This is a genomic window from Streptomyces sp. NBC_00057 (assembly GCF_045041165.1).
In the GTDB taxonomy this organism is placed as follows: Bacteria; Actinomycetota; Actinomycetes; order Streptomycetales; family Streptomycetaceae; genus Streptomyces.
On sequence record NZ_CP108256.1, the window covers coordinates 2,633,279 to 2,655,113 of the forward strand.

The 21,835-nt window shown below is 69.5% G+C and carries 14 protein-coding genes; 6 read left to right on the top strand and 8 right to left on the bottom strand.

Going from position 1 to position 21,835, the window contains the following annotated elements; translation table 11 throughout:
• Positions 1-8 precede the first annotated feature (8 nt).
• From OG953_RS12210 to eccD, 4 genes are all read right to left on the bottom strand, one after another.
• Positions 9-1,388 (bottom strand): pitrilysin family protein, encoded by a 1,380-nt coding sequence (locus tag OG953_RS12210; protein WP_114246999.1) that lies wholly within the window; start codon positions 1,386-1,388, stop codon positions 9-11.
• Positions 1,385-3,598 (bottom strand): polyribonucleotide nucleotidyltransferase, encoded by a 2,214-nt coding sequence (locus tag OG953_RS12215; protein WP_093898769.1) that lies wholly within the window; start codon positions 3,596-3,598, stop codon positions 1,385-1,387. Before OG953_RS12215 ends, OG953_RS12210 begins: the two co-directional genes overlap by 4 nt.
• 333 nt (positions 3,599-3,931) lie before the next feature.
• The gene (gene rpsO / locus OG953_RS12220; protein ID WP_351084700.1) at positions 3,932-4,222 is read right to left on the bottom strand and encodes a 30S ribosomal protein S15; all 291 of its coding nucleotides are present in this window, start codon (positions 4,220-4,222) and stop codon (positions 3,932-3,934) included.
• Positions 4,223-4,488: 266 nt separating this feature from the next.
• Complete coding sequence (eccD, locus tag OG953_RS12225; protein ID WP_405684120.1) at positions 4,489-5,970, bottom strand: type VII secretion integral membrane protein EccD; 1,482 nt, start codon at positions 5,968-5,970, stop codon at positions 4,489-4,491.
• Between the two features lie 186 nt (positions 5,971-6,156).
• Here eccD and eccCa point away from each other — a divergent pair, with 186 nt between their 5' ends.
• Positions 6,157-10,116 (top strand): type VII secretion protein EccCa, encoded by a 3,960-nt coding sequence (eccCa, locus tag OG953_RS12230; RefSeq protein ID WP_405684122.1) that lies wholly within the window; start codon positions 6,157-6,159, stop codon positions 10,114-10,116.
• Positions 10,117-10,381: 265 nt separating this feature from the next.
• Entirely contained in the window at positions 10,382-10,615 is a 234-nt protein-coding gene (locus OG953_RS12235) for a DUF397 domain-containing protein (protein WP_093898771.1), read from the top strand.
• 70 nt (positions 10,616-10,685) lie between these two features.
• Here the strand turns inward: OG953_RS12235 and OG953_RS12240 are convergent, their stop codons facing one another.
• The 4 genes from OG953_RS12240 to eccB form a co-directional block, all read right to left on the bottom strand.
• Positions 10,686-10,991, bottom strand: a complete 306-nt coding sequence (locus OG953_RS12240; RefSeq protein WP_329832685.1) for a WXG100 family type VII secretion target — start codon at positions 10,989-10,991, stop codon at positions 10,686-10,688.
• 50 nt (positions 10,992-11,041) lie between these two features.
• Positions 11,042-11,392 (bottom strand): WXG100 family type VII secretion target, encoded by a 351-nt coding sequence (locus OG953_RS12245; RefSeq protein ID WP_405684125.1) that lies wholly within the window; start codon positions 11,390-11,392, stop codon positions 11,042-11,044.
• A 260-nt stretch (positions 11,393-11,652) separates the two neighbouring features.
• Positions 11,653-12,876 carry a type VII secretion-associated serine protease mycosin gene (gene mycP / locus OG953_RS12250; protein WP_405684127.1) on the bottom strand — a complete coding sequence of 408 codons (1,224 nt, stop codon included), beginning with the start codon at positions 12,874-12,876 and terminating at the stop codon, positions 11,653-11,655.
• Positions 12,877-12,923: 47 nt separating this feature from the next.
• Positions 12,924-14,477 carry a type VII secretion protein EccB gene (gene eccB, locus OG953_RS12255; RefSeq protein ID WP_405684128.1) on the bottom strand — a complete coding sequence of 518 codons (1,554 nt, stop codon included), beginning with the start codon at positions 14,475-14,477 and terminating at the stop codon, positions 12,924-12,926.
• 227 nt (positions 14,478-14,704) lie between these two features.
• Here eccB and eccE point away from each other — a divergent pair, with 227 nt between their 5' ends.
• From eccE to OG953_RS12275, 4 genes are all read left to right on the top strand, one after another.
• Positions 14,705-16,048, top strand: a complete 1,344-nt coding sequence (eccE, locus tag OG953_RS12260) for a type VII secretion protein EccE (RefSeq protein WP_405684130.1) — start codon at positions 14,705-14,707, stop codon at positions 16,046-16,048.
• Complete coding sequence (locus tag OG953_RS12265) at positions 16,048-16,770, top strand: hypothetical protein (protein WP_405684131.1); 723 nt, start codon at positions 16,048-16,050, stop codon at positions 16,768-16,770. Before eccE ends, OG953_RS12265 begins: the two co-directional genes overlap by 1 nt.
• Positions 16,771-17,088: 318 nt before the next feature.
• A complete protein-coding gene (locus OG953_RS12270; RefSeq protein ID WP_405684132.1) occupies positions 17,089-19,752 on the top strand; it encodes an SCO5717 family growth-regulating ATPase in 2,664 nt (887 codons plus the stop codon).
• A gap of 197 nt (positions 19,753-19,949) precedes the next feature.
• Positions 19,950-21,821 (top strand): ABC transporter substrate-binding protein, encoded by a 1,872-nt coding sequence (locus OG953_RS12275; RefSeq protein ID WP_405684134.1) that lies wholly within the window; start codon positions 19,950-19,952, stop codon positions 21,819-21,821.
• Positions 21,822-21,835 lie beyond the last annotated feature (14 nt).

The following is a 21,835-nucleotide window of genomic DNA, read 5'->3' on the forward strand; positions in this document are numbered from 1 at the left end:
GGGTGGAGTTAGGAGACCGCTTCGTCGAGGCGGTCGGCCTGCTTGTCCTTGAGCGGGCCGATGACGGAGAGCGAGGGGCGGTGTCCGAGGACCTCGCCCGCCACCGCGCGTACGTCATCGGGGGTGACCTGCGCTATCCGGGCCAGCATGTCGTCGACCGACATCTGGTCGCCCCAGCACAGTTCGCTCTTGCCGATACGGTTCATCAGCGCGCCGGTGTCCTCCAGGCCGAGGACCGTGGAGCCGGAGAGCTGCCCGATGGCGCGGCCGATCTCCTCGTCGCTCAGCCCTTCGGACGCTACCCGGTCGAGTTCGTCCCGGCAGATCTTGAGGACGTCGTGGACCTGGCTGGGCCGACAGCCCGCGTACACGCCGAAGAGTCCGCAGTCGGCGAAGCCCGAGGTGTACGAGTAGACGCTGTAGGCGAGGCCGCGCTTCTCCCGCACCTCCTGGAAAAGGCGTGAGCTCATGCCGCCGCCGAGGGCGGTGTTGAGTACGCCGAGCGCCCAGCGGCGGTCGTCGGTGCGGGCCAGGCCGGGCACGCCGAGAACGACATGGGCCTGCTCGGTCCTGCGGTTCAGCAGCTCGACGCGGCCCGCGGTGCGCAGGGTGCGGGAGCCCTGGCGCGGGGCGACCGGGACGGCTTCGGTGCGGGACAGGGCGCCCGCGCGCTCGAAGGCCTTGCGGACCTGGCGTACGACCGTGGCGTGGTCGATGTTGCCTGCGGCGGCGACGACCAGGTGTGTGGGGTCGTAGTGCTTCTTGTAGAAGCGGGCGATCCGGCCGCGGTCGAGCGCGTTGATGGTGTCGACGGTGCCGAGAACCGGGCGGCCGAGGGGGGTGTCGCCGAGCAGCGTGTGCGCGAACAGGTCGTGCACGCAGTCGCCCGGGTCGTCCTCGGTCATCGCGATCTCTTCGAGGATGACGCCGCGCTCGGCGTCGACGTCCTCGGCGGTGATGAGCGAGCCGGTCAGCATGTCGCAGACGACGTCGATGGCCAGCGGCAGGTCGGTGTCGAGGACCCGCGCGTAGTAGCAGGTGTACTCCTTCGCCGTGAAGGCGTTCATCTCGCCGCCGACCGCGTCGATGGCGGCTGAGATGTCGAGGGCACTGCGCTTGGCGGTGCCCTTGAAGAGGAGGTGTTCGAGGTAGTGCGTCGCACCGTTCAGGGTGGGGGTCTCGTCGCGCGATCCGACGTTGGCCCAGATCCCGAAGGTGGCGGAGCGGACGGAGGGCAGCGTCTCGGTGACGACCCGGAGACCGCCGGGAAGGACGGTGCGGCGGACCGTACCGATGCCGTTGGTGCCCTTGAGAAGCGTTTGGGTACGGGCGACGGCCCGCGCCTTCGAGGAGGCGCGGGCCGTCGTCACGGAACTACGGGACGTCACTTGGCGGCGTCGTCCTTCTTCTCGTCCTCTTCACCCTCGATGACGGGGATCAGGGAGAGCTTGCCCCGGGAGTCGATCTCGGCGATCTCGACCTGGACCTTGGCTCCGACGCCGACCACGTCCTCGACGTTCTCCACGCGCTTGCCACCGGCGAGCTTGCGGATCTGCGAGATGTGCAGCAGGCCGTCCTTGCCCGGCATGAGGGACACGAACGCACCGAAGGTGGTGGTCTTGACGACCGTACCCAGGTAGCGCTCGCCGACCTCCGGCATGGTCGGGTTGGCGATCGAGTTGATCGTGGCACGGGCGGCCTCGGCGGCCGGTCCGTCGGCGGCACCGATGTAGATGGTGCCGTCGTCCTCGATCGTGATGTCGGCGCCGGTGTCCTCCTGGATCTGGTTGATCATCTTGCCCTTGGGGCCGATGACCTCACCGATCTTGTCCACCGGGATCTTGACGGTGATGATCCGCGGGGCGTTCGGGGACATCTCGTCCGGGACGTCGATGGCCTCGTTCATCACATCGAGGATGTGGAGGCGGGCGTCGCGGGCCTGCTTCAGCGCGGCGGCCAGGACCGAGGCGGGGATGCCGTCGAGCTTGGTGTCGAGCTGGAGCGCCGTGACGAACTGCTTCGTACCGGCGACCTTGAAGTCCATGTCACCGAAGGCGTCCTCCGCACCGAGGATGTCGGTGAGGGCGACATAGTGGGTCTTGCCGTCGATCTCCTGGGAGATCAGCCCCATGGCGATACCGGCGACAGCGGCCTTGAGCGGCACACCGGCGTTCAGCAGCGACATGGTGGAGGCGCAGACCGAGCCCATGGACGTCGAGCCGTTGGAGCCCAGCGCCTCGGAGACCTGGCGGATCGCGTAGGGGAACTCCTCGCGCGTCGGCAGCACCGGCACGATGGCGCGCTCGGCAAGCGCGCCGTGGCCGATCTCGCGGCGCTTGGGCGAGCCCACGCGGCCGGTCTCACCGACGGAGTACGGCGGGAAGTTGTAGTTGTGCATGTAGCGCTTGCGGGTCACCGGGGAGAGGGTGTCCAGCTGCTGCTCCATGCGGAGCATGTTGAGGGTGGTGACGCCCAGGATCTGGGTCTCGCCACGCTCGAACAGCGCCGAGCCGTGCACGCGCGGGATGGCCTCGACCTCGGCGGCGAGCGTACGGATGTCCGTGACGCCACGGCCGTCGATGCGGACCTTGTCCTTGATGACGCGCTCGCGGACCAGCTTCTTGGTCAGCGAACGGTACGCGGCGGAGATCTCCTTCTCGCGGCCTTCGAAGGCCGGGAGAAGCTTCTCGGCGGCGATCTCCTTGACGCGGTCCAGCTCGGCCTCGCGGTCCTGCTTGCCGGCGATGGTGAGCGCCTGGGCCAGCTCGGACGTGACGGCTGCGGCGAGCGCCTCGAAGACGTCGTCCTGGTAGTCCAGGAAGACCGGGAAGTCGCCGGTGGGCTTGGCAGCCTTGGCAGCGAGGTCCGACTGGGCCTTGCAGAGGACCTTGATGAAGGGCTTCGCGGCCTCGAGACCGGCGGCAACGACCTCTTCGGTCGGGGCCTCGGCGCCGTCCTTGACGAGCTGGATGGTCTTCTCGGTGGCCTCGGCCTCGACCATCATGATCGCGACGTCGCCGTCCTCCAGGACGCGACCGGCGACGACCATGTCGAAGACGGCGTCCTCGAGCTCGGTGTGCGTCGGGAAGGCGACCCACTGACCCTTGATCAGGGCGACACGGGTGCCCCCGACCGGGCCGGAGAAGGGCAGGCCGGCCAGCTGCGTGGAGCAGGAGGCGGCGTTGATCGCGACCACGTCGTACAGGTGGTCGGGGTTGAGCGCCATGATCGTCTCGACGATCTGGATCTCGTTGCGCAGGCCCTTCTTGAAGGAAGGGCGCAGCGGGCGGTCGATCAGACGGCAGGTGAGGATCGCGTCCTCGGAGGGCCGGCCCTCACGACGGAAGAAGGAGCCGGGGATCTTGCCCGCGGCGTACTGCCGCTCCTCGACGTCCACCGTGAGGGGGAAGAAGTCGAGCTGGTCCTTGGGCTTCTTGGAAGCCGTGGTGGCCGACAGCACCATGGTGTCGTCGTCCAGGTACGCGACGGCGGAGCCGGCGGCCTGCTTGGCCAGGCGGCCCGTCTCGAAGCGGATGGTGCGGGTGCCGAAGGTTCCGTTGTCGATAACGGCCTCGGCGTAGTGGGTCTCGTTCTCCACTAGCGTTTTCTCCGATACATATCGTCTTCTCGCCCCCACGCCCGTGTGGCGGGGGACGGTTGCGGAGAAGCCCTCCATCGGCGGGCCGGTCTTCGATCGAAGCACCCGGGTTGCTGTGTCCGGGGGCCACTACCGAGGACCGGCGGCGGGGAGTCTTCTTCTCGCTCGTCTGTGGGACGTTCTGCGACCAGGGTACTGAGATTCGGCTCAGCTTGGCATTCCGGCCGTGCGGGCAGGCCCGTCACATCCCGTACATACATACGTACGCACAACCGTGCGTACAACAAAGGGAGCGGCCCCCTCAGTCGTGGGAACCGCTCCCTTCACGGCGTATTACTTGGCGCCGCCGGCCGCACCGCGGCGGATGCCGAGGCGGTCGACCAGGGCACGGAAGCGCTGGATGTCCTTCTTGGCCAGGTACTGCAGAAGGCGGCGGCGCTGGCCGACCAGGATCAGCAGACCACGCCGGGAGTGGTGGTCGTGCTTGTGGACCTTGAGGTGCTCCGTCAGGTCCGAGATGCGACGGGAGAGCATCGCGACCTGGACCTCGGGGGAACCGGTGTCACCCTCCTTGGTGGCGAACTCGGCCATGATCTGCTTCTTCGTAGCGGCGTCGAGCGACACGCGGTACTCCTCTTTGGTGTTCGATGCGTCCACGAGCGCCCCTGGTCTTGATCGCAGGGGGTCTTCCGTTACTCGGGGGCGAAGGTCCGATGAGCGCAGCTCCCAGGATGATCCGGGAGCGCGTACACAAACGGCCGTAACACAGCGTACCAGTCCCTGCGGGGCGGGCCGCGTGGGGGCGATGCGGTCCCCCCGGGGCGTCTGGTTGCCGCTCTGTCCTCGATCGCCGGACGGGCTTGGTTCCGCCCGGCTGGGCCCGATCGGTGTCAGCTGGTCAGAGCCCTGGCCCTCGCGAAGACGTCCAGTACGGCCAGGCAGAGCGGGACCAGGGAGAGGAGGACGGTGCTCTCGGCCAGGTCGAGGAGGCGGCCCCAGAACGGGGAGAGGCCCTTGCGGGGGATGATCAGGCCGATCGCGGTGAGCAGGGCGGCGCCGGCGGCGACGGCTGCGGAGAGCCAGATCGTACGGATGTCCAGGGAGCTGCGGTCGCCGTACCTGATCAGATCGAACAGCAGGTCGGTCGGCGGATTCAGTGAGAGGCCGAGGACCAGCAGGGCGACCGCACCGATGCCCGCCACCAGTACGCAGGCGACCTGCGAGGTGTAGCGGAAGAGGCGCGCGCGCAGCAGCATCGCGAGTCCTGCGGCCAGCGCCAGGAACTGGCCCCAGATGTTGTCCGAGAAGCCGAGGACGGCCGCGCAGCCGACGACGACGGCCGCACAGCCCCCGACCAGGCCGAGCAGCATCTCGTGGCCGCGGCGGGCCTGGGCCGCGATGCGGTCGGCGTCGACGGGGGTGCCCTGGGTCTGGGGCTCCGCGTTCGGCTCGGCGAAATTGTCGTCGTAGCCGCCGGGGGCGGTACGCGGCGAGGCGTAGCCGATGGGCAGCCGGGCGAAACGGGCGGAGAGGCCCGGCAGGAAGGCGACGAGGCCGAGGGCGACCGGGGCGCAGACGGCGGCGGTCTCGGTGGCGGATGCCTCGGTGAGGATCGCGACGAACGTCGCCATGGTGCCGACGGTGGCGAGGAAGGTCGCCGCGACGAACGGGGCGTCGCCGCTCGGGGTGAGGGCGACGAGCGCGACCGAGGAGACCAGTACGGCGACGCAGCCGAGCAGGAACTGCAGCCGGCCGGGGCCCTGGCCGGCGTCCGGGCCGATGATGCCGGAGCCCGCGATGAGTACGAGGGGCAGTGCGCCGAGACCGAGGGCGACGGCGGTGGCCCGGTCCGCGTAGACCCGGGCACGTACCCCCGCGAACGCGGTCAGCAGAAGTCCGGCCGAACCGGCGATGATGCCGGGCAGGCTGTGCATGTCGTGCCGTACCGGGTCGGCGAACCAGAGCACGAAGCCCATCAGGACGAGCAGCAGTACGCCGCCGACCAGGCCCGCACCGCGCAGTAGTTCGTCGCTCCACAGATGGCGGTCGCGGGTGACGGCCGAGGCGACGGCGTCCGAGACGTCGTCGAAGACGGCGGGCGGCAGCGACTGGGCGAAGGGGCGCAGGCTGAGGAGTTCGCCGTCGAGGACCTGCTGGGCGGCGAGGGTGCGCGCGCCGTCGAGGACCGTACCGTCGCGGCGTACGAGGTGGTACCCGGTGGGAGTTCCGGCCGCCTGGGTCTGGCCGGTGAGGCGGAGGATCTCCGGGTAGATGTCGGCGACGGCGATGTCCTCCGGCAGGGCCACATCGATCCGGCTGTCGGGCGCCACGACGGTGACGCGGCAGAAGCCCGTCGCTGCAGTCGAACTCACGTGTCTGGTCCCCCTGATTCGCGGTTGCGCACGGTGCGCGCGCCACCCTACCGGGAGGGGGGCAGGTCATCTGCAAGTAGGATCGCCATCGCGCGGAGGGACGTCCGCAAGCAAAGGCAGCCACGGGGGCTTCGGTGCACGTTCGGCCGGTCTTCCGCCCGTCCGTACCGAGGGATTGATGTTTCGGTGAGCCAGATCGTCGTGAAACGACCTCCGCGGGCCCTGCCGCCGGAAGTCCCCATGGACGAGTTGACGTTGGAGTCCCCTCCCGAACTGCCCCGCGGGCAGCAGGAGGGCATGCTGATGCAGATCCTGCCGGTGCTCGGCATGGGTTCGTCGGTGGTCTTCTTCTTCTCTCCCCAGGCCCCTCCGTTCATGCGGATCATGGGTGTTCTGATGCTTGTCTCGACCGTCGGAATGGTGGTCGCGCAGCTTGTCCGCCATCGCCGCGGTACGCAGGGGCAAATGGCAGATGTCCGGCGTGACTACCTCAAATACCTGGCGCAGACGCGGCGTACGGTGCGCCGTACGGCGCGCAAGCAGCGGGACGTACAGCTGTATCTGCAGCCTGCTCCCGAGCAGTTGTGGTCGGTGGTCGCCGAGGGCAGCCGGGTGTGGGAACGGCGCGTCGGAGACAAGGACTTCGGGCAGGTGCGGGTCGGGCTGGGAGCGCAGCAGCTGGCCACCCCGCTGATCGCGCCCGACACCGCTCCGGTGGACGAGCTGGAGCCGATGTGCGCGGGTGCGATGCAGCGCTTCCTCGCGGTGCACGGGTCATTGGACGGGCTGCCGATGGCCGTGTCGATGCGGGCGTTCTACCACGTGACGGTCTCCGGCCAGCCGGAGACGGCGCAGTCGGCGGCGCGTGCGCTGGTCGCGCAGTTGGTGACGCTGCACTCCCCCGAGGATCTGATGGTCGCCGTCGTGGCGGCGCGGGGTGCGGTGCCGCGCTGGGAGTGGGCGAAGTGGCTTCCGCATCTGCAGGTGCCGGGGCAGGTCGACGGGGCCGGTACGAAGCGGCTGTTCGGTGATGATCTGGGCGAGCTGGAGCAGTTGCTGGCGGGCCGGCTCGACGGGCGGCCGCGGTTCGGCCGGGAGAGTCAGCCGCTGCTGGACCAGCCGCACATCGTGGTGGTGCTGGACGGTGGGATGGTGCCGCCGGATTCGCTGTTCGCGGCGGCCGAGGGCTTGCAGGGGGTGACGATCGTCGAGGTGGTACCGGGCGAGCTCGACGAGCCGCGCGGGGGTCTCTCCGTGGTAGTGCGGCCGGGGCTGCTGCGACTGGAGTCCGGTGCGGGACTGGCGTACGAGGGTGTGCCGGACGGGATGTCGCTTCCCGCGGCCGAGGCGCTGGCCCGGCAGCTGGCGCCGCTCCGGATGGGCGGCGGCGACGGCGACGAACCGCTGCTGGCCAACCTGGACTTCACGGATCTGCTGAATCTGGGCGACGCCGGTTCGGTCGATGTGGCGCGCACCTGGCGGCCACGGTCGGTCTCCGAACGGCTCCGGGTGCCGATCGGGGTCGGCGAGGACGGCCAGCCGGTGATGCTGGACCTGAAGGAGGCCGCGCAGGAGGGCATGGGTCCGCACGGGCTGTGTGTCGGCGCCACGGGTTCCGGCAAGTCGGAGCTGCTGCGGACGCTGGTGCTGGGGCTCGCGGTCACGCACTCCTCGGAGACGCTGAACTTCGTGCTCGCGGACTTCAAGGGTGGTGCGACGTTCGCCGGGATGTCGCACATGCCGCATGTGGCGGCCGTCATCACGAACCTCGCGGACGACCTGACGCTGGTCGACCGCATGGGGGACGCGATCCGCGGTGAGCTGCAGCGCCGGCAGGAGCTGCTGCGGTCTGCCGGCAATTACGCCAACATCCACGACTACGAGAAGGCGCGGGCGGCGGGAGCGGCGCTGGAGCCGCTTGCCTCGCTCGTCCTGGTCATCGACGAGTTCTCCGAACTCCTCACCGCAAAGCCCGACTTCATCGACATGTTCATCCAGATCGGCCGGATCGGGCGTTCGCTGGGTGTGCATCTGCTCCTCGCCTCGCAGCGCCTGGAGGAGGGCAAGCTGCGCGGGCTCGACACGTATCTCTCGTACCGGATCGGGCTGCGGACCTTCTCCGCCGCCGAATCGCGTACGGCGCTGGGTGTGCCCGATGCGTACCACCTGCCGTCGGTGCCCGGTTCCGGCTATCTGAAGTTCGGTACGGACGAGATGACGCGGTTCAAGGCGGCGTATGTGTCGGGGACGTACCGCACCGGCGGTCCCGATCTGTCGGTGGGGGCGCTGCCGATCGAGCGGCGGCCCGCGGTGTTCAGCGCGCTTCCGGTGCCGGTGGTGTACGCGGCACCCGATCCGGCGCATCTGGTGGCGTCGCGGACGAGCTCGGAGGACGATGCGCTCGCCGACACGGTGCTCGATGTGATCGTGCGTCGCCTGGAGGGGCAGGGGGTGCCCGCCCATCAGGTGTGGCTGCCGCCGCTGGACCGGGCGCCGACGCTGGACCAGTTGCTGCCGGGGCTCGCGCCGACCGCCGAGCGCGGGTTCACGGCGACGGAGTACACCCGTCCGGGCGGGCTGACGGTGCCGCTCGGGCTGATCGACAAGCCCTTCGAGCAGCGGCGCGAGGTGCTTTACCGGGACTTCTCGGGTGCGGCGGGCCACATGATGGTCGTCGGCGGGCCGCAGTCCGGCAAGTCGACGCTGGTACGGACGCTCATCTCGTCGTTCGCCCTCACCCACACCCCGCACGAAGTGCAGTTCTACGGACTGGACTTCGGTGGTGGCGGTCTGGTCTCGCTGGCGGAGCTGCCGCATGTCGGCGGGATGGCCTCCCGGCTGGACCCGGAGCGGGTGCGGCGTACGGTCGCCGAGGTCGCCGGTGTACTGAACCGGCGTGAGGAGTTCTTCCGCGCCCACTCCATCGACTCCATCGCCACCTACCGGCGCAAGCGCGCCCTGGGTGAACTGCCCGGCGAGGCGTGGGGCGATGTCTTCCTGGTGGTGGACGGCTGGGGCGGCTTCCGTTCCGAGTACGAGATGCTGGAGCAGGTCGTCACCGACATCGCCGCGCGCGGGCTCGGCTACGGCATCCATGTAGTCATCACGGCCGCCCGCTACATGGAGGTGCGGGCCGCGCTGAAGGACCAGATCCTCGGCCGGCTGGAGCTGCGGCTCGGCGACGTCATGGACTCCGAGTTCGACCGCAAGGTCGCGGCCAATGTTCCCGCGGGTGTCCCGGGCCGGGGTCAGGTGCCGCAGAAGCTGCACTTCATGGGGGCGCTGCCGCGTATCGACTCCTCCAGCAGCGCCGCGGATCTCTCCGACGGTACGGCCGCGTTCGTCGGGTCGGTGAAGGCGAACTGGGCGGGTCCCGCGGCGCCTGCCGTACGGCTGCTGCCGCGCAAGCTGCCGGCCGATCATCTGCCGAAGGGCTTCGAGTTCCCGCAGCGGGGCATCGCGATCGGTATCGACGAAACCGAACTGGAGCCGGTGTTCGTCGACTTCGAGACCGATCCGTTCTTCCTGGTCTTCGGGGAGAGCGAATCGGGGAAGACCAATCTGCTGCGGCTGATCGCGAAGCAGATCGCGGAGCGCTACTCCCCCGACGAGGCGAAGCTCGTCGTCGGTGACTACCGGCGGGGGCTGCTGGGTGCGCTGCCGGAGGGGCATCTGCTGGAGTACGCGCCGATGGCGAGCTCGATGCAGATGCACATGGAGGCGCTGGCCGGGGTGTTCGCACGACGGCAGCCGCCGACGGATGTCACGCCGCAGCAGTTGCGCGACCGCAGTTGGTGGAGTGGCCCGCAGATCTTCATCATCGTCGACGACTACGACCTGGTGGCGACGAACGCGGGCAACCCGCTGGCCGCGCTGGCGGAGTATCTGCCGTTCGCCCGGGACACCGGGGTCCGCTTCATCATCGCGCGCAACTCCGCCGGGGCCTCGCGGTCGATGTACGAGGCGTTCATGCAGCGCATCAAGGAGCTGGGGGCGCAGGGTGTGGTGCTGTCCGGCGACCCGTCCGAGGGCGATCTGATCGGTTCGGTGCGCGGGCATGCGATGCCGCCGGGACGCGGGTACTTCGCCTCACGGCGCCGGGGGAACCCGCTGGTGCAGATCGGGCGGTTGCCGGAGCAGAACTGAGCCGCCGGGGCCGGGAGTCGTTCCGTACCCGGACCGCGGTCACGGACACCATCGTGTTCGCCGGTCAGGACCAGCTCAGCAGGAGACCGGGCGGGCCGGCGCTCGGCGGAGCGTACCGGTCCAGCAGTGCGTCCGGATGCGGGGCGGGCGGTCTCTACCACCGTGGTACGGAAGCTGTAAACACCGGGACTGCGGGGCGCGCGAGCGGGGATAGTGTGCTCGCGGGCGACGAACACGTTCCGCCGCAGGAGAGGAAAGGCACCTGATGGGCACGCAAGCGGAGAAGGACGAGCTGTACGCACTCGACATCTCGGGGGTGGAGTGGCTGAGTGCGCCCGGTACCGAAGAGGCCGAGGAGCGCGTCGAGATCGCGCATCTGCCGGGCGGCGCGGTGGCGATGCGGTCCTCGCTGGATCCCGAGACCGTGCTGCGCTACACCGAGGCCGAGTGGCGGGCCTTCGTCCTGGGGGCGCGGGACGGCGAGTTCGACCTGAAGTAGTCGTTGTGGCACACCGAAAGAGGGGCACGCTCCGACGAGCGTGCCCCTCTTTCGGTGCTCTTGCGGGCGGTCAGTACGCCTCGGTGAACGCGCGCGAAGCCTTGAGGTCCGTGGCGCGGTAGCTGTCCTTGCCGGATTCGATGATCTTCGCGACCTGCTCCAGGCGGTTCTTCATGTGGTCCGCCTTCTCCTTGTACTTGCGCTGGAGGTTCAGGTATTCCTGGTGGGCCTCACCGTCCCAGGTGTCGGTGACGACCTTGATTGCGCTGTCCATCTCCGCGAGGTCGTTGACGATCTTCTGCGACACCGAACGGATACGGTTCGCGATCTCCTGGACGCTCTCGTACTTGACCTTGGTGTTCGGGTCATGCCCCATGTGTCTTCTCCTCGGTGCTCAGCGTGTACGGAAGGGGGGTGCGGCGCGGCTCAGACGTTGTTCAGCCCGGAGGTGTTGCCCGACGGCGCCTGATCCTTGACCGCGTTGAAGGCCGCACGGACCTCCTCGTCGTTGGCGTTGCTGAGTTCCTTTGTGCTGCCCACCGCGTTGAGGAGGACGTTGAGAAGCCGGCGGATCTGGTCGTGGTCCTCATTGATCATGATCTGTGCGGAGGTGAATCCCGAGGCACCGACACCCGTCCATCCGGCGCCGACCGTCGCGAGGATGTCGGCGAGCTCCCTGGACTCACGGGACACCTCGCCGGCCGTCTTGGTGATCTGGTTCTTCGCCTGGACGATCCGATCGTCGGCAAGCCCGTACCCGCCTGCGGGGTTGGTCATCCGGAGGTCCTATCTCTCAGTTCCCGGGCCTGTCCGCATGGTGCGGCCAGGCTTCTTCCTGCCCCCGTGTGCTCCGGCAAAGGAGTGGGGAAAGTGCGGGACCGGAAAGCGCGTCGTCGGCATTCCCGCGATCCGAAATCGGATTCGGCCACTTCTCGTTCCCCCGTCACACACGTGAAGTCTGTTACCACCCTAGTCACTTCGTCAGCTCTCCCCAACTGTGGTTCATGGTGAGAGAGTCACGCCACCGGGCGGATGTGTCACCGCGAAGCGCGCCGACGCCGGACATCCCGGACCACCGTCGCAGTTCCGGCAATCACACTGACCAGTACGGCCGCCACGGCCAGCGCGTAGGTGGCGTACCGCTCGCTGCGCTCCTGCGAAGTCTCCGTCAGGGAAAGGTGCGCGGGCTCGGGGGCAGGCGCCCTGGGCGGTGCCGGGTCGGGATGCGGGGCGTCCTGCGGGATGCCGTCGCCGGACAGGGCGCGGACCGGGTCGACGACGCCCCAGCCGACGTAGTCGTCATGGCCGGTGACGGAGCGTTCGGCGGTCTGCTCGATCCGGGCGACGATCTGGGCCGCCGTCCACTTCGGGTACTTGGCGCGCATCAGGGCGGCGACCCCGGCGACGTACGGGGCGGAGAAGCTGGTGCCGTTGTCGGTGCACTGGCCGTTGCCCGGGACGGTGGAGACGATGTCGACGCCCGGTGCGGCAACGCCGACGAACTCACCGGCCTGGGAGAAGGGGGCGCGTTCGTTGTTGCGGTCGGACGAGGCGACGGCGAGGACGCCGTCGAAGGCCGCGGGGTAGGTGCGCTTCCGTTTGCCGTCCATGCCGTCGTTGCCCGCGGAGGCGACCACGACGATGTCCTTGGCGAGCGCCCTGGCCACCGCTCTGCCCAGCGCGGACGTCTCGTTCAGGGGTTTCGTCGTGTCCTGCGAAATGTTGATGACGTCGGCGCCCTTGGCGATCGCATGGTCGATCGCGGTCGCCATCGTGGTGTCCTTGCCGCTGTTCTTCTCGTCGTTCTGGCGGATCGGGATGATCGTGGCCTCGGGGGCCAGCCCCACGAATCCGGTGCCCTTGCGGGGGCGGGCGGCGATGATGCCCGCGACCTTGGTGCCGTGGCCGACCTCGTCGACGGTGCCGTCGCTCTTGCCGCCCTTGAGGTAGTCGGCGCCCGCCGATGTGTCGACGGCCGTCTTGAGCTGCGGGTTGACGTTGTCCACGCCGGTGTCGATGACCGCGACGCGTACCCCCTTGCCCTTGGTGTCCTGCCACAGTTCGTCCAGCAGGACGCGCTGCAGCGACCAGGGGCGGCCCTCGTACTGCTGCTTCATCGGGAAGGTGCATTCGCCGCTGCCGTCTATGCCCACATCGCCGGTGCCCTGCGCGCTCCCGGCGGCGTACGCGGCCCCCGGCCCCACCAGTGCGGCCAGTGCGGCGACGACCGCCGCCGCGAGGACCGTCTTCCGGTACAACATCTGTTCCTCTCCCCCGTACCCTGTTCTGCCTGCGGTGCGCCGGAACGTCATGAACCCTGGGGCTGGCGGGCGCTGTTGGTGTCGAGCCGGGGGCCCTTGGACAGGAAGTCCGACCAGGCGATCGGTACCAGGGCGGGCGTCACCTTCTCGTATCCGAGCCTGCTCTGCGCCTGGCTGGGCTCGGGGCGGCCATCCGACTGCTTCTGCTCGTCACCGGTGCCGATGTCGGAGCGGCCGGCATCGCTGTCGCCGTTCGCCTGGACCGCGTACCGCAGTCCGGTGTCGGTCACCAGGAAGAGCGATCCGTCGGGGCTGGTCTGTTCGCCGCGGACCTGGGTGTAGAGCAGGCCGCTGCCGGGGGTGACGTAGGTGCTGGTGCCACCGGCGGCGATGGAGGCGGGATACGCGGTACTCGCCCAGGTGCTCAGGGTGGTCCGGCCCGAGCTGTCGACCTTGCGCAGCACGCTGCAGACGGTGTCGCGGCCGGCGCTGCCGCCCTCGGCGGCGTTCACCGGGGGGTCGGTCTTGTGGGCCGGCCAGAGTGCGGCCTGGCCGGCGAAGGCCGCGGTGTCGGGCACGAAGTCCTGGAGGCCGACGGCGCGGGCCTCGCCCTCCAGGTTCAGCTCGGCCGTCTGCGGGGAGTTGATCAGCAGCCAGGCGGTGAACCCGGAGACGGGCTGGACCTTTTTGTCGAGCACGACGTAGTAACTGGTGCCTTCGCCGGTCCTGGTCCTGAGGACCATGCCGACCTTGTTCTCCTCGGTGGAGAGCTGCCCTTCGACATGTGCCGGGGCGCCGATGGTCCCGGGGATCCGCGGGAAGACGATCGGGCTGCCGTCGTGCAGGGTGGCCAGCCAGTCGTCGGTGACGGACTGCGGCTGCCTGCTGCCGACCAGGGCGTTGGTCAGATGGCCGTTGTCGGCGGCGGTCTCGGCGATGCGGTACTTGGTGCCGTTCGCATCGACGAGATAGCGGGCCCGGTCCTGGCCCTGGACGTAGAGCACCTGGCCGCCGCTGAGCTTCTTCCTCCCCTCGGTCAGCTTGTTGTCGCGTTCACCGAAGACGAAGGCGGCCTTCTGCACGGTGTTGCCCTTGCCGCCGGGCTGTACGCAGACGGCCCATCGCTTGGCCGTCCCGGCGTCCTTCGCCTCGGGCAGCCGGTCGGGCGCGTACGGAATGCCGAGGATCGGCCCGCGCGGGGGCTTGCCCGCGTCCAGGACCTCGTCGGCGACCTGGATGACGTCGTAGTTCTGCGGATTGAGGAGCAACCGGGCCGAGGCGAGGTTGAGCACGGGGTGCAGCAGGGTCTTTTTCTTCTTGCCCTTGCCGGTGGTGAGCACGACATAGCGGGTGGTGGACTTCTTGCCGACGATCACGTTCGTGCCGGGCTTGTCCCAGCCCTTGGGCGCGGTGGGCTTGAACATGCCGAAGGCGCCGAAGCCCGCGAGGATCAGCGCACCGACGACCACGCTCGGCAGGACCGCTCGCAGCGGCCGCGGGGCGCCCTCCTCGGTCCCGGTGGGCGAGGGTTGGAGGAATGCCGCCACCGTGCGTTTCTTCGCAAAGGTGTATGCGTTGAGCTCATCCCGCCGTGATGCCATGAGTCGCTTTTTCTCCCGTGTCTCCCCGCGCGGCACCGGGGGCGGTCGCATCCCCGGCCCCTGTGCCGGGCCCGCGATGCCGGACCTGGGTGCCGGACCGGCCCCCTACTATGCCTGCTGACCGCGAGCGGTGGTGGGGCGGGTAGGGTGATCCAGCCGCCGAAGCTCCGTGCGGGGCAGGCGGAATACGGGTGGAGTTGGGGCCTAATGAACGGGGGAATGCCGGAATGACGGCTTCCGCGACACGGACACGTCCGGCCGGGAACGCAACGGTCTCCACAGCTCCTCCGGCCGGTGGCCCACCGGCCTCCCGCCGCTCTTCGCGGGGCGCCCGAGGGCCGGCCTCCGCACGGCTCAACGGACGCCCCGGGCAGCTCGGTTCGTTCCGATTGCAACAACTCGTACTGCTGGAGACCGCGGCCGCGCTGCTGCTCGCGGCGTGGGTGATCGAACCCCTGCTACTGGCCCCGGCCGTCGTGGTCGCCGCGCTGTTGGTGCTGCTGGCCGTCGTGCGCAGACACCGCCGTTCACTTCCCGAGTGGCTGGGCACCGTCCTCTCGCTGCGCGCGCGTTCACGCAGGGCCGGTTCGCTGGAGCTGCCCGCGGGAACGGAGCCGGGGATAGCGCCCGTCGTCGAGTGCGATCCGGCGTTGCGTACGTACTCCTTCAGCGACCGTGACCGGCGGCCGGTCGGGATGATCGGTGACGGTACGTTCGTCACGGCCGTCCTCCAGGTGGAGTCGGACGCCTCGGCGCTCAGGCCGGACCGGTCCGTGCAGCCGCTGCCGCTGGCGCTCGTACAGGATGTGCTGGAAGTCGACGGCATCCGGCTGGAGTCGGCGCAGATCGTGCAGCACACCCAGCCCGCACCCGCCCCGCATCTGCCCCAGCAGTCCGTCGCCGCACGCAACTACGCGCCGCTGCAGGCCCAGACGGGTTCGCCCGCCGTCCGGATCACCTGGATCGCACTCAAACTGGACCCGGAACTCTGCCCGGAGGCCGTGCAGGCGCGCGGCGGTGGCATCACGGGGGCGCAGAAGTGCGTGGTACGCGCGGCCGACCAGCTGTCCAGCAGGCTGACCGGAGCGGGCTTCCGTGCGACGGTGCTGACCGAGCAGGAGTTGACGTCCGCGATCGCGACCTCGGTCTGTGCCAGTGCATCGGCCATGGCGCAGGCCGGCCGGGGCGGGACGCCGGTACGCCGCACCGGGGAGACCTCGCGGACCTGGCGCTGCGACGACCGGTGGCACACCACCTACTGGGTGGGCCGCTGGCCGCAGCTCGGCGGCAGCGGTGGTGGCGCCGGTGCGGCGATGCCGCAGCTCGTCGCCCTGCTCACCTCGATCCCGGCGCTCGCCACCACCTTCAGCCTCACGCTGGGGCACGGCGAGCGGCAGGGCGTCTCGATCACGGGGCACATCCGGATCACCGGGCGCAGCGACGAGGAACTGGTTGGCTCCCGTCACGAGTTGGAGCGCACTGCCCGCGGGGTCAGGACCTCGCTGGTACGGCTCGACCGCGAGCAGCTGCCCGGTGTGCTCGCCACTCTGCCGCTCGGGGGTACCCGCTGATGTCCGTGCCCACGAGCGCCCGTGCCCGGCTCGGCTTCGGGCTGATCGGTCCGCGTCGCGAGCGGCAGTCGGTCTCGCTCGACCAGTTGGCGGCGCTGGCCCTGCCGGTCGGTGACGACGGCATGGTCATCGGCGTGGACGCCCATGGCCGCCCCGCCGTGCTCGGGATCAACCGGCCGACTCCGTACGACGTCACGCTGATCGGCGGGCTGTGGACGGCGCAGGTTCTCGCGCTGCGGGCGGCCGCGACCGGTGCGCGGATCGTCGTGGAGACCGGGCGGGCGCAGACATGGACGGGGCTTGCGCACGCCGCGGGGGGCGGTCAGCCGTGCATCACGCTGCACGATGTGGGGCGGGTGCCGCCACAGGGGCCCTCGGCTGGTTCGCCGGTGGTCGTGGTGCGGGACTGCGGCATGCGGCCACCCCGCGGGCGGGTGGTGTCCGGGCCTTGGCAGTCTGTGCTGACGCTGCTTCCGTATCTGAGTCCGGTCGCACCGAGGCTGATCGAGAAGTCGGCCCTGGTCGGCATCCAGCGGGTCTCTCCTGACGAAGCCACACAGATCGGTCGCATACTGCATCTTCCGGCCGCCGAGACTCAGGCACTGTCCACGCTGGCGGACGGGGTCACCCTCTGGTGCTCGGGGCGCGACCGGGAGTTCGTGATGACCCAGGCGACCGACGCCGAGACCGGGCTGCTGGGTGGCGCGCGCCGGATGGACTGACGGGGGCCGACTTACTTTCGGCCTGTACGGAACGTTCGGCATTCCGTACATAGATATGCGAGTTTGACCGCTTCACCCTTCACTCTGTGCCGTACTCGGTTCACTTGGGGGCAGTGCGTGATGTACGGGACGGCTCATGCGGTGCCGTACGGCCTGCCGGAGCGAGCCCCAAGACGATTAGGGTGGGTCCGGGCACGGCAGAAGAACCTGCGGGCAGGCGATGCGTGTCCCGGGGGGAGAGCCGGGCGGTTAGGAAGACGGAAACGGTCGCCCCCACCCACCAAGGCACAAGGGTGCTCGACCACACCAGGAGGCAAAGTGAACGGCGATCGGGACGAGATCCGCGGGGGCTGGAACAAGCCCGTCGACGAGTCGTCCGACGCGGATCCCGCCGAGATGACGGGTGAGTTCACCATCGACTACACCCCGCCCGCCTGGTACACACAGAACGCGCCGGGGGACTCGTCGGGCGGTGCCGGATCGCACCTGGCGCCGCCTCCGCCGCCCAACGGTGCGCCGTTGTCCGTGCCCGCGCCGCCGGCCGGGGGCGGTTTCGACCCCAACTGGGCCCCGGCACCGCCCGCACCGGCCCCGGCTCCGGCACCGGCTCCCGCACCGGACCCGGCTCCGGCTCCTGTTCATTCCACGGCGGGGGACTCCGCTCCTGCTCCTGCGGAGGGGGCAGGGGCGGGGGCTCCCGACGGGATGACGGACCCGTTCGGGGGTGGTGATGTGGAGAGCGGTGCGACCATGCGGTTCTCACCTGCCGCGCTGAAGCGGGAGATCGCGGAGCGCGAGGAGGCGTCGAGGAACGCGGACGGGGACGGCTCGGGTTCAAAATCCGGTTCCGTGGGGGCCGGTGCTGACGGTGCGGACGAGGGCGAAGCCCCCAGTTCCGGTTCCGCGCAGGCGGCGGAATCCGCCGATGAGCCGGACGTCGCTGCCGCCGCGGATTCCGGTGCCGATGCAGAGGCTCCCGCCGAGACTCCGGGCGACGTCACGAGCGCTGCTGCCGACGGACCTGAGGGCGCCGCGTCCTCGGACGCCGTCACGGACGCGGCGCCCCAGGACGTACCGCCCCCCAACGCACCGCAGGACGCCCCGGCGCCCGCCATGCCGACCCCCTGGACCCCGGCGCCGCCGCAAGGCGGTCTGCCGCCGCTGCCTCCCGCGTTCCAGCCCGCCACGCCGCAGCCCTCCGCGCCTCAGTCGGCGCCGCAGTGGCCCGCCCAGACTCCGGCCGGCCAGGCGCCCGGCGGCTACGGATTCCCGCATGCCGGGGCGCCTCAGCCACCGCAGGCACCACAGCCACCGCAGCCGCCGCAGAGCAGTTACGGATTCCCGCAGCAGCCCGCTCCCCCCGCGCAGCAGGCACCGGTGCAGGACGGTTACGGATTCCCGCAGCCTCCTCAGAGGCCCCAGGCACCCCATCCGCCGCAGGCACCCCAGACACCCCAGTGGCCCGCGCAGCAAGGCGTGCCGCTGCCGCCGCAGGTCCCCCAGGCGCCCCAGCAGCCGGTCCAGGGCGCGCCCAATCTGCCCGCGCAGGTCGCCGCACAGCCGCCCGCGCACCAGCAGCCGCCACAGCAGCAACAGCCCGTCGACCCGCGGACCGGCGCCGCGTGGCCGACCCCGGTCACCCACGACCAGCGCGAGCGCTCCGTGCCCGGCGCCCCGCTCGGGTACACGGCGGCCGTGGAACTCTCCTCCGACCGGCTGCTCCGGAACAAGCAGAAGGCGAAGAGCAGCCGTACGCCGTCCAGCGCGGCCCGTTTCAAGCTGGGCGGCAAAAAGGAGGAGGCCGAGCGGCAGCGCAAGCTCGAGTTGATCCGTACGCCCGTGCTGTCCTGCTACCGGATCGCGGTCATCAGCCTCAAGGGCGGCGTCGGCAAGACCACGACGACCACCGCCCTCGGCTCGACCCTGGCCACCGAGCGGCAGGACAAGATCCTCGCCATCGACGCCAACCCGGACGCGGGCACGCTCGGACGCCGGGTGCGCCGGGAGACCGGGGCCACCATCCGTGACCTGGTCCAGGCGATCCCGTACCTCAACTCGTACATGGACATCCGCCGCTTCACCTCGCAGGCACCCTCCGGCCTGGAGATCATCGCCAACGACGTGGACCCGGCGGTCTCCACGACGTTCAACGACGAGGACTACCGGCGCGCGATCGATGTGCTGGGCAAGCAGTACCCGATCATCCTCACCGACTCGGGCACCGGTCTGCTCTACAGCGCGATGCGCGGAGTGCTGGACCTCGCCGACCAGCTGATCATCATCTCGACGCCGTCGGTCGACGGTGCGTCCAGCGCGTCCACCACACTGGACTGGCTGTCGGCGCACGGGTACGCGGAGCTCGTTCAGCGCTCCATCACCGTCATCTCGGGTGTCCGCGAGACCGGCAAGATGATCAAGGTCGATGACATCGTGCAGCACTTCGAGACGCGCTGCCGCGGCGTGGTCGTCGTACCGTTCGACGAGCATCTGTCGGCCGGTGCGGAGGTCGACCTCGACATGATGCGGCCCAAGACCCGCGAGGCGTACTTCAACCTCTCCGCGATGGTCGCGGAGGACTTCGCGCGTGCCCAGCAGCAGCAGGGGCTCTGGACGTCGAACGGCTCCAACCCGCCCCCGCAGTACGCCCCGCCGATGCCCGGCCAGCAGCAGTACGCCCCGCCGATGCCCGGCCAGCAGCCGTACCCGCCGCAGCAGCCGTACCCGCCGCAGCAACAGCCGTACGGCGGGCAGCAGCCCCCGCAGCCGTACCCCCCTCAGCCCGGTCCCGGAGTGCAACAGAACGGCTGGCAGCAGTCGTTGCCCTCCCAGGCCCAGTCCGCGGCGAGCCCGGCCGGACCGCCGCCTCACCAGCAGCAGCCCGGTCAGCCGGGTCAACCCGGACAGCCGATCCCGCCCGAACCGCAGGGTCCCGTACCGCCCGCGGGTTGGCCGCAGCAGCCGCCGCCAGCGCCTCAGCAGTAAGGCAACAGAGGTCCAAACCAATGAGGGCCCGCACCGTCTCCACGGTGCGGGCCCTCTGCGCATTCCCGCAGACCACACGCCGTTTCGGTGACCGTTGACGCGGCTCGACCCCCGCTGATAGACCTTCGCTTCACCAGCTGGCGAACCACAGATCAACCCGCCTTCTCCGTGCGAGTTATGACGCGAGGTCCCTGACCATGGTCGAAAGAGTTCCACCACCCTCTGCCCAGCCACGTTCACGTCTGCGTGTCCTCCTGGCCTCCGGGGCGGCTGCTCTGGCGCTGGCCGCCGGATCCATCGTCCCGGGCGTGCCCCTCGGTGCCGCGCCGCAGCAGGCGCAGGCCGCCGACAGCGGCAAGTCGACACTGACCGTCGCCGTCGCACAGAGCGTCGACTCCCTGAGCCCGTTCCTCGCTCAGCGGCTGATGAGCACGAGCATCAGCCGGCTCATGTACGACTTCCTGACGAATTACGACCCCAAGGACAATCACGCGATCCCCGGCCTCGCCACCAAGTGGGAGCCGTCCGCGGACAAGTTGACCTGGACGTACACCATCCGGTCCGACTCCAAGTGGTCGGACGGGCAGCAGGCCACCGCCGAGGACGCGGCGTGGACGTTCAACAAGATCATGACCGACGAGGGCGCCGCGCAGGCCAACGGCAACTTCGTCGCGAACTTCAAGAAGGTGACGGCCCCGAGCCCCACGCAGCTGGTCATCGAGCTCAAGGAGCCGCAGGCCACCATGGCGGCACTCGATGTGCCGATAGTGCCGAAGCACGTCTGGGAGAAGGTCGGTGACTTCTCCAAGTTCAACAACGACAAGACGTTCCCGATCGTCGGCAACGGGCCGTTCGTCGTGACCGACTACAAGGTCGACCAGTACGTGAAGCTCAAGGCCAACAAGAACTTCTGGCGCGGTGCGCCGAAGTTCGACGAGCTGGTCTTCAAGACGTACAAGGACCAGGACGCCGCGGTCGCCGCACTGCGCAAGGGCGAGGTCTCCTTCGTCGCCGGCTCCCCCGCGCTGACGCCCGCACAGGCCGCGTCCCTCAAGGGCGAGAAGAACATCAAGGTCAACGAGGGCCCCGGCCGCCGTTTCTTCGCACTGGCCACCAACCCGGGCGCGCAGACCAAGGACGGCAAGAAGTTCGGCGACGGCAACAAGGCCCTTCTCGACCAGAAGGTGCGCCAGGCCCTCTTCCTGTCGATCGACCGCAAGACCATCATCGACAAGGTCTTCCAGGGCCACGCCGTCGAGGGCCAGGGCTACATCCCGCCGCGCTTCTCGGCGTACCACTGGCAGCCGTCCGCCGACCAGAGCCTCGCCTACGACCCGGCCAAGGCGGCCAAGCTCCTCGACGAGGCGGGCTACAAGCTCAAGGGCGACCAGCGCGTCGGCAAGGACGGCAAGCCGCTGGACCTGCGCATCCTGTGCCACGCCACGGACCCGAACGACAAGGCGATCGGCAAGTACCTCAAGGAGTGGTGGGGCAAGCTCGGCATCGGTCTCAAGGTCGACTGCCTCGACGACGTCTCGGTTCCCTGGTACGCCGGTGAGTACGACCTCGCCTTCGACGGCTGGTCCGTCAACCCGGACCCGGACTTCGTCCTCGGCATCCACACCTGCGACGCCCTGCCGGCCAAGGCCAAGGACAGCGCCGCCACCGACAACTTCATCTGTGACAAGACGTACGACGAGCTCTACAAGAAGCAGCTCGCCGAGTACGACCCGGCCAAGCGCGCGGACATCGTCAAGCAGATGCAGTCATGGATGTACGACTCCGGGTACATGAACATCATCGCGTACCCGAACGCGGTCGAGGCCTACCGCACCGACCAGATCAAGTCGATCACGACCATGCCCGAGGCGGCAGGCAACATCTACGGCCAGGACGGGTACTGGAGCTGGTGGTCGGCCGTTCCGGCGGGCAGCAGCGGTTCGGACAGCTCCGGCGGGTCCAGCTCCACCGGAGTCGTCATCGGCGTCATCGTGGTGGTCGTGGTGCTCGCCGGTGGCGGTCTGTTCTTCGCGACGCGCCGCCGCACCACTGCGGACGACCGCGAGTAATCACGCGGACGGTT

Excerpts from the sequence above, each read along its gene's own strand:
- OG953_RS12265 (WP_405684131.1), top strand. The coding sequence starts at position 16,048 with ATGTCCGTGCCCACGAGCGCCCGTGCCCGGCTCGGCTTCGGGCTGATC.
- OG953_RS12245 (WP_405684125.1), bottom strand. The coding sequence starts at position 11,392 with ATGACCAACCCCGCAGGCGGGTACGGGCTTGCCGACGATCGGATCGTC.
- mycP (WP_405684127.1), bottom strand. The coding sequence starts at position 12,876 with ATGTTGTACCGGAAGACGGTCCTCGCGGCGGCGGTCGTCGCCGCACTG.
- OG953_RS12240 (WP_329832685.1), bottom strand. The coding sequence starts at position 10,991 with ATGGGGCATGACCCGAACACCAAGGTCAAGTACGAGAGCGTCCAGGAG.
- eccE (WP_405684130.1), top strand. The coding sequence starts at position 14,705 with ATGACGGCTTCCGCGACACGGACACGTCCGGCCGGGAACGCAACGGTC.
- eccB (WP_405684128.1), bottom strand. The coding sequence starts at position 14,477 with ATGGCATCACGGCGGGATGAGCTCAACGCATACACCTTTGCGAAGAAA.
- OG953_RS12275 (WP_405684134.1), top strand. The coding sequence starts at position 19,950 with ATGGTCGAAAGAGTTCCACCACCCTCTGCCCAGCCACGTTCACGTCTG.
- OG953_RS12235 (WP_093898771.1), top strand. The coding sequence starts at position 10,382 with ATGGGCACGCAAGCGGAGAAGGACGAGCTGTACGCACTCGACATCTCG.